Raw genomic sequence first — 13,197 nt, 5'->3', positions numbered from 1 at the left:
CTGCCGGTGTTGCTGAGCCAGTTGATGCTCGGCCTCGTCAACGGCTGCTTCTACGCGGTATTGAGCCTGGGCCTGTCGGTTATTTTCGGCTTGCTCAACGTCATCAACTTCGCCCACGGCGCCTTCTTCATGACCGGTGCGCTGGTGGCGTGGATGGGCGCCCAATACCTTGGGCTCGACTATTGGGCCATGCTTGCGCTGGCGCCGCTCGCCGCGGGGCTGCTCGGCGCGGCGCTGGAGCGGGGGCTGCTCTCTCGCATCTACAAACTCGATCATCTCTACGGTCTGCTGCTCACGCTGGGCCTCACGCTCGTGATCGAAGGGTTGGGACGCTCGGCTTACGGCGTGTCGGGCATGCCGTTCGACGGGCCAGCACTGCTGGCCGGGGCCACGCGCCTGCCATTCATGGTGCTGCCGAACTACCGCGCGTGGGTCGTGGTTGCGTCGCTCGCGGCCTGCACTGCGACGTGGTTCGCCATCGAGCGCACGCGGGTCGGCGCGCTACTGCGTGCGGGCACCGAAAACGCTCGCCTCGTCGAAACGTTCGGCGTCAACGTGCCGCTGATGGTCACGTTGACCTATGCATTCGGTGCGGCGCTTGCCGCCTTCGCCGGAGTACTTGCGGCACCGATTACGCAGGTCTCGCCGCTCATGGGACAGCCGATGATCGTGACGGTTTTCGCGATCGTCGTGATCGGCGGCATGGGCTCGATCGCCGGCTCGGTGGTGACGGGGCTGGTGCTGGGCGTGGTGGAAGGGCTGACCAAGCTCTGGTATCCGGAGGCCTCGGCCACCGTGGTGTTCGTGATCATGGCGCTGGTGCTGCTGGCGCGCCCCAACGGTCTGTTCGGCGGTTCGGCCAACAAGTGAGAGAGATGATGCGCAATTACCGTTTCGATTATTGCCTGTTAGCGGTGCTGCTCGCGCTGCCGGCGCTTGGTGTCTATCCCGTGTTCGCGATGAAGGTGCTGTGCTTTGCCTTGTTCGCATGTTCGCTGAATCTGGTGCTCGGATACACGGGACTCTTGTCGTTCGGACACGCCGCCTTCTTTGGCGGTGCAGGGTATTTCGCCGGCTATATCATGCGCGACCTGGGCTTGTCGCCACTGATTGGTCTCGTCGCCGGCGTGGCGACCGGCGCGGCGTTCGGGCTCGTCTTCGGTTTGTTGGCGATTCGCCGTCATGGGATCTATTTCGCGATGATCACCCTGGCTTTCGCGCAGATGTTCTACTTCTTCTGCCTGCAGGCACCGTTCACGGGCGGCGAGGACGGCCTGCAGGGTGTACCCCGCAATGCCCTGTTCGGCCTGTCGCTCGATCGCGACCTGACGCTGTATTACGTGGTCGTGGCCATCGTTGCCGCCACGTTCGCCTTCCTCTCGCGTGTGGTGGCGTCGCCGTTCGGCCGCGTGCTGTCCGCCATCAAGGAAAACGAAGCGCGCGCGATTTCGCTGGGCTATCAGGTCGACCGCTTCAAGCTGTTGGCGTTCGTGTTGTCGGCTGCCGTCGCGGGTCTCGCCGGCGCGCTCAAGACCCTGGTGCTGGGCTTCGCGACGCTCAGCGATGTGCACTGGATGTTGTCGGGATCAGTGATCCTGATGACGCTGGTAGGGGGAATGGGGACACGCTTCGGCCCGGTCGTGGGTGCCTTGCTTATCGTCTCGCTGGAGACCAGGCTTGGCGACATCGGCAATGCGCTCGCGCAATGGACCGGCTGGCAGGGCTTTGCCGGGCTAGGAACGATGGTCAGCGTGGTGACCGGCGGAATTTTCGTCTTGTGCGTGCTGTTGTTCCGTCGGGGCATGGTGGGCGAATGGCTCGACTGGCAGCAGAAGCTGACCGCAAGGCGCACGGCAGCACGTCATGGAATCCTGTCCCGGATAGGCGGGTGAGGCCGCCGCGCGGCGGTGCGCTACACGTGCCGACCGCGCTGGGCGGGCGCTTCCGTTTCCTCGACGTCAAGCGCGTCGGCCATGTCCTGGGCCGCGCGTTGCAACTCGGGTACGAAGCGCCGCGTCGCTTCCGCGGGCGTGATGGCCTGCGCCAGATAAACCACGTTGAGGCTCGCCAGCACGCGATCGTGTGACCTGACCGCAACTGCCACCGCGCCGATCTTGCGTTGATCCGACCAGTCGCCATGATTCGAGCCAAAGCCATCGGCACGGGTTTGCCGGATCAGATTGCGAACGTAGGCTTCGTCACATGCAAGCATTTGCTGTTGTTGGCCGCCGGCGCCCGAGCGCAATACCTCGAGAATGTCATCGCGCTCGGTGTCGGGGCACATCGAGAAATACGCGCGTCCCGCTGCGGTTAGCAACATCGGCAGCCGCCGGCCCACCATCGAACGATGGAACGAGAGAGGGCTGAAGCGATGCGTGGTTTCCCGAATGATCATTGCGTCGCCATCGGGCGTTGTGAGGTCGGAAGGCCACACGACGCGTTGCAGCAATTGCCCCATGATCGGCGGGGCGACTGTCGCGATACGTTCGTCATCGGTGAACCCCTCGCTGAGCGAGCGCACGTTGAGCGTGAGCCGGAAGCTGTCGTCCGACGCGCTGCGCCGCACGAAGTTTTCCTCGACGAGCGTTTCCAGCAGCCGTCGAACGGTGGTTCGGTGCAAGCCCGTTGCATCGCTGATCTGCTGACTCGTCGCCCGCCCGTTTTCCATTGAATTGAGCGCCTGCAGCACCAGCAAACCACGCGCAAGCCCTCTCACGTTCGCGTACTTTGTCATTGGAAAATCTATAAAAATCAATAATGTGCATTCTACGCACATTTCTCGGAAATAGTTGAGGCCCCGTCTCGCCGAACCTAGACTCACATCAAAATCACAGAGTCAAGGAGACGCGTTTCATGGCAAATCCTGCCTATCCGGCGATGCATTCGGAGCGTCGCATCCATTCGCCGGCGGCGGACCCGTCGGCCGCCCTTTCCGCAGACGTCGCCATCATCGGCGCCGGGCCGGTCGGCCTGATGATCGCCAACATCCTTGGCTCGCAGGGCGTGCGCGTTGTGGTGGTCGAGAAGCTCGATCAGATCATCGACTATCCGCGGGCAATCGGCCTTGATGACGAGGCGCTGCGCGTGTTCCAGGCCGTGGGCCTCTCCGACGCCCTGCTGCCACACACCACGCCGGACCACTGGATGCGCTTCGTTACGAAGTCCGGCCACTGCTTCGCGTCGATCGAGCCGCGCACCGACGAGTTTGGCTGGCCGCGCCGCAACGCGTTCATCCAGCCGCTCGCCGACCGCATTCTGTACGAAGGACTCAAGCGCTTCCCGCACGTCCAGGTGCTGTTCGGCCACTCGGTTGACAGCTTCCGCCAGGACGCGGCCGGCGTGACGATCGAAATGGAAGACGCCGGCGGTGTGCGGCGCGCGTTGCGGGCCGCGTACATGGTCGGTGCGGACGGCGGCAACAGTCTTGTGCGCCGTGTGCTCGACGTGCCGTTCGAGGGCCGCACGAAGCCGAATCAATGGATTGTCGTTGACGTTCGCAATGACCCGATCGGTTCACCGCATGTCTACCTGCATTGCGACCACGAGCGGCCCTATGTGTCGGCGGCGCTGCCGCACGGCATTCGGCGCTTCGAGTTCATGGTCATGCCGGGCGAGACGGAGGAAGCCCTGTCGCAGCCGGAGAACTTGGCGGCGCTGATTCGCAAGGTCGTCGCGAACCCGGACAAAGTGGACTACATCCGCAAGCGGGTGTACACGCACAACGCGCGGCTGGCGAACACATTCCGGGTTGATCGTGTGCTGCTGGCTGGCGACGCCGCGCACATCATGCCGGTGTGGCAGGGGCAAGGCTACAACAGCGGCATTCGCGATGCCAACAACCTTGGCTGGAAGCTTGCAATGGTGGCGAAGGGACTCGCGCATCATCACTTGCTGGACACCTATACGGTCGAGCGCCGCGCGCATGCGCGCTCCATGATCCATCTTTCCGAAGTGGCCGGCGACATCTTCGCGCCGACCACGCGCTTCGGCGCGCGCTTTCGCGATGCGTTCGTGCGCTGCCTCGACTTTTTCCCGTCTGTGAAGCGCTACTTTGTCGAAATGCGCTTCAAGCCGATGCCGCGATACGAGGCCGGCGTAGTACTCCTGCTCGAACCACGGCAGACCGGCGGCGGGTTCGCGCGCATGCTCGAGCGTGCCGGCAATTCCGCGCCGGGCCGCATGCTCGGATTGATGAGCGAAAAGCGCGATTCATTCGTCGGGCGTCTTGCCTACGGCCGTGATCCGCTCGGCAGCTCGCCGGTGGGCCGCATGTTCATCCAGCCGCGTGTCCGGAACCCCGAAGGGAGCGTTGTGCTGCTCGACGACGCGATCGGCAACCGCTTTGCCGTGATTGGCTGGGGCGCCGACCCGACTTTCGGGCTCACGCCGCAGGCGCGTGAGGTGTGGGAAATACTTGGCGCGTGTTTTGTGATTGCGAAGCCGGACGTGCAGTTGCGTCATACCGAGGATGTGCCTGCCAGCGTGATCGCCATTGGCGATGTCAGTGGCCGTTTGAAGGAATGGTTCAGCCGCCAGCCGGAATCGGTGGTGTTGCTGCGCCCTGACCGTTTCGTGGCGGGCGTGTGTACGCCTCAGCAGGTGTCGGACGCCATCGTCGAACTGGCCGGAAAGCTTGCGCTGACCCATGCGCCGCGGCGCGATGCCACGGCAAGCCATGCGCCGATGTCGCAACCCGTCTGCGACCGTGACATTGCCCTCGCCGTAGGAGCCTGACATGCCGATTCAACTTGAATGCCTGTCGCACACGCCGTTGCACGGCTATTTCGACCCCGCGCCCGAAGTCGTGGCGGAAGTGGAGCGCGTGCAAGCCGCAGCGCATGAGCGTGTGCGCGCGTTCGATCCGGAGCTTGTCGTCGTGTTTGCGCCGGATCACTATAACGGCTTCTTCTACGACATGATGCCGCCGTTTTGCATTGGCGCCGCAGCCAGCGCGATCGGCGACTTCAACAGCCTGGCGGGCCCGCTGGCAGTGCCCGGCGAACTCGCGCAGTCGGTGGCGGAAGCCGTGCTCGCAAGCGATGTCGACGTGTCGCTGTCGTATCGGATGCAGGTTGACCATGGCTGCGCGCAGGCGCTTGAGGTGCTCACCGGCGGTCTCGACCAGTATCCGGTCATTCCTGTGTTCATCAATTCCGTGGCGCCGCCGATGGCGACGCTGCGCCGCACACGGCTGCTCGGCGATGCGATCGGGCGCTTCCTGTCACGCACGGAAAGGCGCGTGCTGGTGGTCGGCTCGGGCGGAATTTCGCACGAGCCGCCTGTCCCGGAACTCGCCGGCGCCAGCGCGGAAGTGGCAGAACGTCTGATCGCGGGCCGCAATCCGTCGGCTGATTCGCGTGCGGCGCGCCAGGCGCGCACGCTTGCTGCCGCGCAGGCGTTCACAGCGGGCGACAGCCATCTGCATCCGCTCAACCCCGAATGGGACCGTGCCTTTCTCGCGGTGCTCGCGTCCGGCGAACTGACCACGGTTGACGGTATGAACAACAACGCGATTACACGCGACGCGGGCAAGTCCGCGCACGAGATCCGCACGTGGGTGGCCGCGTTCGGTGCGCTCGCCGCCTACGGTCCTTACCGCGCGTCGCTTGACTATTACCGTGCAATTCCCGAGTGGATCGCAGGTTTCGCCGCCATGCATGCCACGCCGGTCACGGCGTAATGCGTATCGCCCAAGGAGTATTCGATGTCCGATCAGAACACCATTCAAGCCCTGGCCGTGCAGTTGCGTGAAGCAGAAGCGGCACGCCAACCGATGGCGCCTGTGCGCGGTCAGATTTCCCTTGACGACATTGCGATGGCCTACGCCGTGCAGCAGGTGAATGTCGACATGCGGCGTGCGGCCGGCGAACGCATTGTCGGCCGAAAAATCGGCCTGACGTCACTCGCAGTGCAGCGTCAACTGGGGGTGGATCAACCGGATTTCGGCGCGCTGTTCGCGACGATGGCATACGGTGACGGCGAGCCAATGCCGCTCACGCGGCTGATCCAGCCGAAGATCGAAGCGGAGATCGCGTTGGTGCTCGAACACGATCTCACCCACGAAAAACATACGTTTGCCGACGTCCTGCGCGCAAGTGCTTACGCGTTGGCCGCCATCGAAGTGGTCGACAGCCGCATTCGTGACTGGGATATCCGCTTTGTCGACACGGTCGCGGACAACGCGTCGAGCGGGCTGTTCGTGCTCGGCAGCCGTCCCGTGCGGCTCGCAGAGATCGATCTCGCAGCGTGCGCGATGACGCTATCGCGCGACAACGAAGTGCTGTCGCGCGGCAGCGGCGCGGCTTGTCTCGGCAATCCGCTGAACGCGGCGGTTTGGCTCGCGGACCGCATGGCACAGCTCGGCACGCCGCTGCGCGCCGGCGACGTGGTCCTGACCGGCGCGCTCGGCCCAATGGTGACGGTCACGCAGCCCGGCACCTTCACCGCGCAGATCGATGCCCTTGGCAGTGTCCGCGCAACCTTCACCGATTAATCGCGGCGATGGCCCACGCGGTACGTGACATCGCGACAGAAAAACAATCGCCGGCAAGCGCGAATTGAAACCCATACATTGGAGACGCATGCATGAACACGCCACAAACGGGGCGCACGAGTAGCGCACCCACGATCGCACTTTGCCTGATCGTCGCATTACTGGAAGGACTTGACCTGCAGTCTGCGGGACTGGCAGGTCCGCGCATCGCGCGCGAATTTTCGCTCACGGTCGAACAGATGGGCTGGGCATTCGGCGCCGGCGCGATCGGCCTTTTGCCGGGCGCCGCACTTGGCGGACGACTGGCAGATTGGCTGGGGCGCAAGAAAGTCCTGATGTTGTCGGTGGTGCTGTTCGGCTTGTTCTCGCTTGCAACGACACGGGTCTGGAACTTCGAGGGTCTGCTGGCCGCACGGTTCCTTTGCGGACTGGGACTCGGCGCGGCAATGCCGAACCTGATTGCGCTGTGCTCCGAAGCGGCTTCGCCGAAGCAGCGCAACACGGCGGTTGGCGCAATGTACTGCGGGATGCCGTTTGGCGCGGCGCTGGCCGCGGTGATCGGCATCTTGAGCCCGGGCGACGCGGACTGGCGCAGCGTGTTCTACGTGGGTGGCTTTGGGCCGCTTCTGACGGTGCCGTTGCTTGCATTGTTTCTGCGCGAGTCCGCGCAATTTGTCAGGTCGAAGGCGGAAAGGTCGGCGTACGGCACGTCGGGTGTCGTCCATGCCTTGTGGCGCGAGGGCCGCGCGAGCACGACGATGGTTCTGTGGATCAGCTATCTCGGTACGCTGACCGTGCTGTACTTCCTGATGAACTGGTTGCCGTCCATGGTGCTCTCGCGCGGCCTCACGCGCGTTCAGTCAAGCGTCGTGCTGATGATGTTCAACCTCGGCGGCGGCATCGGTGCCATCGGGATAGCGAACATGATGGACCGCGTGGGCGGGCGTCGCACGGTGATCGGCATGTATGTGGGGATCGCGGTCGCGCTTGCGATGCTGGCGAGTGCAAACGGCAATGTCGCGACGGCCTGTGGCGGGCTTCTGTGCGGATTGTTCCTGGTCGGCGGGCAGTCGGTGCTGTATGCGCTCGCGGGCCACGCGTATCCGACGGAAGTACGGGGTACGGGCGTCGGTGCGGCAGTGGCGGTCGGGCGGGTCGGTTCGTTTCTGGGGCCGCTCGTTGCCGGACAACTGCTTGCACTCGGCCAAAGTGCGTCGATGTTGGTGATGGCCAGCATTCCGCTGATCGTGATCGCGGCCGCCGCCGCGTTGCTCGTGGTCGGCCGGTATAGGCCGCATTACGCCGCGCGCCCCGCGCAGTAGGTTCAACGTGCCTGCGCGCGCCGGAAAGCGCGGGCGCTCCTCACCACCATCGGATTAGCGTCAAAAGGAATATCACATGATTGCCACCGCGCAAACGATTACCGAGGCATCCACAAGCCGGTTTGCCGAGGTCAGGGAAGGAGATGTCGATCTCCGGATTCATTACAACGACGCGGGTACGGGCGGCGAAACGATTGTGATGCTGCACGGCTCGGGACCGGGCGCGAGCGGCTGGGCCAACTTCAATCGCAACGTCGAGCCGCTTGTGAACGCGGGCTATCGCGTGATCTTGATGGACTGCCCGGGCTGGAGCAAGAGTGATCCGATCGTTTGCACGAGCTCGCGCTCTGAGCTGAACGCGCGCGTGCTGGAGGGGCTGCTCGATACGCTCGGCATCGACCGTGTGCACATTCTCGGCAATTCGATGGGGGGGCACAGTGCAGTGGCGTTTGCGCTTGCGCATCCGCAGCGCGTCGGCAAGCTCGTGCTGATGGGCGGCGGCACCGGCGGGCCAAGCCAGTTCGTGCCGATGCCCACTGAAGGCATCAAGCTGTTGCAGGGGTTGTATCGTGATCCGACGTTGGAAAACTTGAGGAAGATGCTCGGCATCTTCGTCTACGACACCAGCACGCTGACAGAAGAACTGATGCAGGCACGGCTCGACAACATGCTTGCCAGGCGCGACCACCTCGAGAATTTCGTGAAGAGTCTCGCGGCGAATCCGAAGCAGTTCACCGACTACGGTCCGCGTCTCGGCGAAATTGCCGCGCCGGCGCTGGTCATCTGGGGTCGCGACGACCGCTTTGTGCCGCTCGACGTCGGCCTGCGACTTGTGTGGGGCATGCAAAACGCGCACATGCATATTTTTGGCCGGTGCGGGCATTGGGCCCAGTGGGAACATGCCGACCGGTTCAACCAGATGGTCCTGGACTTTCTCGCGAACTGAGCACCGCTCGCGGCGGCGCGAACTTCTTGATGGCGGGGACGGCTGCCTGGCCGAAGGCAGCGTCCCCGCTTTGTTTTGTTGAGTCGGTCAAGCGCAAATACCCCCTGTCGTGGAGCGGCGGTTGCCGACTATACTTATCACGGCCGTGCCGTCGTCCGTCTGGCCCCTTTGAGTGGCGTAGGGTAATTCCGGAGAATGCATCATGAAGTTCTTGTTGCCTCCACTGTCCACCTATCGCAATTTGTTTCCCGGCACATTGACGGCTGTCACGGTCGGCGTGGCAGCCACGTTCCTGTCCAGCCACTATGGCGGGCCGACCATGCTGTACGCCCTGCTCTTGGGGATGGCCTTCTACTTCCTGTCTTCCGAAGGGCCGTGCGCAGAGGGTATTCGCTTTACATCGACTACCGTGTTGCGCGTCGGTGTCGCCCTCCTCGGGTTGCGCATCACTTCCGGGCAGATTGTCTCGCTGGGTGCCGCGCCACTGATGCTGGTGGTCGGCGCCATTGCTGCGACCATTCTTTTCGGCTGGATACTCTCGCGATGGTTGGGCATGAGAGAGGAGTTCGGTATTCTTACCGGCGCGGCGGTGGCCATCTGCGGCGCCAGTGCTGCGATGGCGGTCTCTGCCATCTTGCCGAAACATGAAGACTCCGAGCGGGATACCCTGTTCGCCGTTCTGGGGATCACTTGCCTCAGTACGCTGGCGATGATCATTTATCCCATGCTGGTTGCGGTCCTGGGCCTCCATGGCCATCAGGCGGGAATTTTCCTTGGGGGCACCATTCATGATGTGGCCCAGGTTGTCGTGGCCGGGTATAGCATTTCACCAGAAACCGGTGATACTGCGACTATCGTAAAGCTGATGCGCGTGGCGATGCTGCTGCCCGTGAGTCTTGTGGTGGCCTGGCGCTTCCGTCACCAGCATGCGGCGAATGAAAGCCAGACCAAGCGGCCGCGCCTGCTGCCCACGTTTCTTATCGTGTTTGCGATACTCGTGATCATCAACAGCATGGTGAAGTTGCCAACTGCCGCACTACAAAACGCTGGCGAACTCTCCCGATGGTGCCTCGTCAGCGCGATCGCGGCGATCGGCATGAAAACGTCGCTGCAATCGTTGGCGAAGATTGGCCTTCGCCCAGTCCTGCTGATCGTTGGTGAAACAGCAATTCTTGCAATGCTGGTGGTCGCGCCATTGCTTTGGTCCGGGCATGTGTAGGTGGAGCGGGCCGTAACAGCCGCTCCGGTGCTTGCGACGGTGAACGCGTAAAGCCCGGCATCCACGCGGGCGCTGCACCGTCGTCAGAACGCGGTGCTTACGGAAGCACCTCGGTCCGCATGCACACTTGAAGCGCGTTCCAGGAAGCGCTGTGCATCGAGCGCAGCCATGCAACCCGTGCCGGTGCTCGTGATGGCCTGACGGTAAATGTGGTCCTGCACGTCGCCGGCGGCAAACACGCCCGGAAGGCTGGTGGCCGTGGCATCGTCGGCCAGGCCGCTCCTGGTCACGATATAGCCGTTGCGCATCTCGAGTTGGCCTTCGAACAGATCGGTGTTGGGCTTGTGGCCGATGGCGACGAACACGCCAGCCAACGGAATCTCCTCGACCCTGTCAGTCTGCACATTGCGTACCTTGATGCCCGTCACGCCGGCCGCTTCGCCGACCACTTCGTCCAGCACCGAATTCCAGCGGATTTCGACTCGGCCTTCCTGCTCGCGCGCCAGCAGGCGATCGACCAGGATCGGCTCGGCGCGGAACTTGTGACGGCGATGGATCACGGTGACCTTGCTGGCGATGTGCGACAGGTAGAGCGCTTCTTCCACGGCGGTATTGCCGCCCCCGACCACTGCGACTTCCTGATCCTTGTAGAAGAATCCGTCGCACGTGGCGCAGGCCGACACGCCGCGGCCCATGAAGGCCTTTTCGGACGGCAGGCCGAGGTACCGGGCCGAGGCGCCGGTGGCAATGATCAGCGCATCGCAGGTGTATTCGCCAACATCGCCGACCAGGCGGATCGGGTGCTCGGTCAGCTTGGCGGTATGGATTTGATCGAAGATGATTTTAGCGTTGAAGCGCTCGGCGTGGTCCAAAAAGCGCTGCATCAGTTCCGGGCCCTGAACGCCGTTGGGGTCGGCCGGCCAGTTTTCCACGTCAGTGGTGGTCATCAGCTGGCCGCCTTGGGCCATGCCGGTGATCAGCACGGGCTGCAGAGTGCTTCGCCCTATGAACGTCACGCCTGATGTGCGACGCCGTATTTCGAGGACAGGTACCGGCGAATATGGTCCGGGGAGTCGATAAATCGCATCTCGCCGGAAACGCGAATGTCCACACCGTCGCAGGCAGGGCCGCTCTCCGGGCTCAGGACGAGCACCGGGGCGGACTGGTTATCCTCGCCGATCAACTTGACAATCGGCACGCGCGGGCGGGCAGCGTCGACGTAAACGACATCCACCGCGTGGCGCAATTGCGGGTAGAACCCAAGCAGTCCTTCCACTGACACGGAATCGCCGCAATAGAACGGACCTTCCGATTCCTTGAAAAAGCCGGGGCGAAGAATAAACAATTGGTCTTTCATTTTCTCTCTCCTGGAAAACGCCTTGATCGACTTGCGAAACGAAGTTTATCCAGTGCAAAATGTGGGCACGAGTGGCATCAATGCCTATATCCGTGCAAATCATGCCAAAGAAGCATTCGCCCGCGTCTTCGGATGCCGGTCTGGTTGCCGTCGTCGTGTACGACGGCCTGAGCCTGTTTGAATATGGCTGTAGCGTCGAAATCTTCGGCCTTCCAAGGCCGGAAATGGGTGACACGTGGTATCGATTCGCCACCTGTGCCGCAGAACCGGGGGTGCTGCGCGGGGCGGGAGGCATTCGCGTGCAGGCCGACGGCGGTCTCGAACTTCTGGATGAAGCGAAGACCATCATCGTCCCGGGGTGGCGTGGCATAGACGCACCTGTCCCGGAGGCGCTTTGTCTCGCACTGCGAAAAGCGCATGAGCGCGGCGCTCGGGTGATGTCGATCTGTACGGGGGCGTTCCCGCTTGCGGCGGCAGGGTTGCTGGACGGCAAATCCGCGACGACGCATTGGCGGCATGTCGCGGCGCTTGCGTCACGATATCCAAAAATTCAAGTGGAACCGGACGTGCTGTATGTCGACGCCGGCAACGTGCTCACTTCGGCAGGGAGCACGGCGGGAATCGATTTATGCCTGCACCTGATTCGGCGGGATCTTGGGCCAAAAGCCGCAAATCATGTGGCTCGCCGGCTCGTCATGCCGCCGCATCGTGAGGGCGGCCAAGCCCAATATATCGAAGGGCCGGTGTCGAAGCGCAGCGGCTCGCCCCTGGCGCCGTTGACGGATGCCGTACGCGCAACGCTGGGCGAAGATTGGTCAATCCTTCGAATGGCCGCGCAGTCCGCAATGAGCGCTCGCAGTTTTCAAAGGCATTTCGCGCGCACCTTGGGCGTGTCGCCCGGGGAGTGGTTGCTGACGGAGCGAATGAACCGGGCGCGCGAGTTGCTTGAAGAGACCGACTTACCCGTGGAAAACATTGCCGAGCAAGTCGGCTTCGGTTCGGCGGCAACACTGAGAAATCATTTTCGAAGACGGCTCGGAACCAGCCCCCACCATTATCGGCGACGATTCAATTTGGCAGGGGGCGACTGAACGCCTCTAATCACGCCCAGGCAACATGCGGGATAGCGTGTTGTCCCGCAAAACCAGCTGATGGTAAAGCGTGCCCAAAACATGCACACCGATGAGTCCGATCAGCACATACGACGCAATGGCGTGAATATCGCCGAATGCATGTCCCAGCGCCGAGCCCACCGGCGAGAGCGCCGGCAGCGGAACAACACCCAGCAGCGTGACCGCATAGCCTCTCGACGACGCATTAATCCACCCCATCACCGGGACTGCAAACAGCAGCGCATAAAGCCCAAGGTGGCCGGTGCGCGCGAGAAAACGCAACGTCGGCGACGCGACGCTGACCGGGGCAGCGTGGCTCAGGCGCCAGACGGCGCGAATCACCGTGAGGGCGAGAATGGCTGTCCCGAGCAACAAATGCCATGCCACCAGACCCACCGGCAAGGTGTCCTTCCCAATGTCGGGCATGGTCCAGGCGACCCCGTACTGCGCGACCAAAACGATCAAGACGCCCCAGTGCAGGAGTCGAGCGAAGCCATCGTATTGCTGTGACCGGTGCATGATGCTTTCCTCGTCGAAACTGCGATGCCTGAACTATGCATCAGCAATGCTTAGCCAGGAATTAGGGCGGGAAGTGTTTCGCGCGTGAGCGCGGTTCGCCGGCGCCAAGACCGAGGCGTTCATCCTGCGCCAAGCCAGGGCCGATTTTGCCTGCGTTGTGGCTTGCGTGGCAAAGTCCGGCTTACGCCGGCCGTATCGCGTGTCTTGCAGTCACCGGCACCGCAGCGCA

At 63.0% G+C, this 13,197-nt stretch carries 12 protein-coding genes and 1 pseudogene; 9 read left to right on the top strand and 4 right to left on the bottom strand.

What is annotated here, in order from left to right; genetic code table 11:
- Positions 1–24 precede the first annotated feature (24 nt).
- Together PTE30175_RS15435 and PTE30175_RS15430 are read left to right on the top strand one after the other, a co-directional pair.
- Entirely contained in the window at positions 25–870 is an 846-nt protein-coding gene (locus PTE30175_RS15435; RefSeq protein WP_420819646.1) for a branched-chain amino acid ABC transporter permease, read from the top strand.
- 5 nt (positions 871–875) lie between these two features.
- The gene (locus tag PTE30175_RS15430; protein WP_150697946.1) at positions 876–1,892 is read left to right on the top strand and encodes a branched-chain amino acid ABC transporter permease; all 1,017 of its coding nucleotides are present in this window, start codon (positions 876–878) and stop codon (positions 1,890–1,892) included.
- Positions 1,893–1,912: 20 nt separating this feature from the next.
- Here the strand turns inward: PTE30175_RS15430 and PTE30175_RS15425 are convergent, their stop codons facing one another.
- On the bottom strand, positions 1,913–2,734 hold the full coding sequence (locus tag PTE30175_RS15425; protein WP_150697945.1) for a DNA-binding transcriptional regulator: 822 nt from the start codon (positions 2,732–2,734) through the stop codon (positions 1,913–1,915).
- 119 nt (positions 2,735–2,853) lie between these two features.
- On the opposite strand from PTE30175_RS15425, the gene PTE30175_RS15420 reads away from it, so the two are divergent.
- The 6 genes from PTE30175_RS15420 to PTE30175_RS15395 all read left to right on the top strand — a co-directional run bounded on the left by PTE30175_RS15420 (position 2,854) and on the right by PTE30175_RS15395 (position 9,980).
- Complete coding sequence (locus PTE30175_RS15420) at positions 2,854–4,734, top strand: bifunctional 3-(3-hydroxy-phenyl)propionate/3-hydroxycinnamic acid hydroxylase (protein ID WP_420819643.1); 1,881 nt, start codon at positions 2,854–2,856, stop codon at positions 4,732–4,734.
- 1 nt (position 4,735) lies between these two features.
- Positions 4,736–5,680, top strand: a complete 945-nt coding sequence (locus PTE30175_RS15415) for a 3-carboxyethylcatechol 2,3-dioxygenase (RefSeq protein WP_150697944.1) — start codon at positions 4,736–4,738, stop codon at positions 5,678–5,680.
- 24 nt (positions 5,681–5,704) lie between these two features.
- Positions 5,705–6,493 (top strand): 2-keto-4-pentenoate hydratase, encoded by a 789-nt coding sequence (mhpD, locus tag PTE30175_RS15410; RefSeq protein WP_150697943.1) that lies wholly within the window; start codon positions 5,705–5,707, stop codon positions 6,491–6,493.
- A 92-nt stretch (positions 6,494–6,585) separates the two neighbouring features.
- Positions 6,586–7,815 (top strand): 3-(3-hydroxy-phenyl)propionate transporter MhpT, encoded by a 1,230-nt coding sequence (gene mhpT / locus PTE30175_RS15405; protein WP_150697942.1) that lies wholly within the window; start codon positions 6,586–6,588, stop codon positions 7,813–7,815.
- Positions 7,816–7,891: 76 nt separating this feature from the next.
- Positions 7,892–8,761 (top strand): alpha/beta fold hydrolase, encoded by an 870-nt coding sequence (locus tag PTE30175_RS15400; RefSeq protein WP_150697941.1) that lies wholly within the window; start codon positions 7,892–7,894, stop codon positions 8,759–8,761.
- Positions 8,762–8,963: 202 nt separating this feature from the next.
- A complete protein-coding gene (locus tag PTE30175_RS15395; RefSeq protein WP_150697940.1) occupies positions 8,964–9,980 on the top strand; it encodes a YeiH family protein in 1,017 nt (338 codons plus the stop codon).
- 83 nt (positions 9,981–10,063) lie between these two features.
- Here PTE30175_RS15395 and trxB read toward each other — a convergent pair.
- Positions 10,064–10,981: pseudogene (trxB, locus tag PTE30175_RS15390) on the bottom strand (thioredoxin-disulfide reductase); the annotation flags it as partial.
- 11 nt (positions 10,982–10,992) lie between these two features.
- Positions 10,993–11,337 (bottom strand): DUF3088 domain-containing protein, encoded by a 345-nt coding sequence (locus PTE30175_RS15385; protein WP_150697939.1) that lies wholly within the window; start codon positions 11,335–11,337, stop codon positions 10,993–10,995.
- Positions 11,338–11,438: 101 nt separating this feature from the next.
- On the opposite strand from PTE30175_RS15385, the gene ftrA reads away from it, so the two are divergent.
- A complete protein-coding gene (gene ftrA / locus PTE30175_RS15380; RefSeq protein WP_224788793.1) occupies positions 11,439–12,428 on the top strand; it encodes a transcriptional regulator FtrA in 990 nt (329 codons plus the stop codon).
- 6 nt (positions 12,429–12,434) lie between these two features.
- Here ftrA and PTE30175_RS15375 read toward each other — a convergent pair whose 3' ends face one another.
- A complete protein-coding gene (locus PTE30175_RS15375; RefSeq protein WP_150697937.1) occupies positions 12,435–12,968 on the bottom strand; it encodes a cytochrome b in 534 nt (177 codons plus the stop codon).
- Between the last annotated feature and the right edge of the window lie 229 nt (positions 12,969–13,197).

The sequence above is a fragment of the Pandoraea terrae genome (assembly GCF_902459695.1).
In the GTDB taxonomy this organism is placed as follows: Bacteria; Pseudomonadota; Gammaproteobacteria; order Burkholderiales; family Burkholderiaceae; genus Pandoraea; species Pandoraea terrae.
This window is presented reverse-complemented; position numbering and strand designations above follow the sequence as displayed.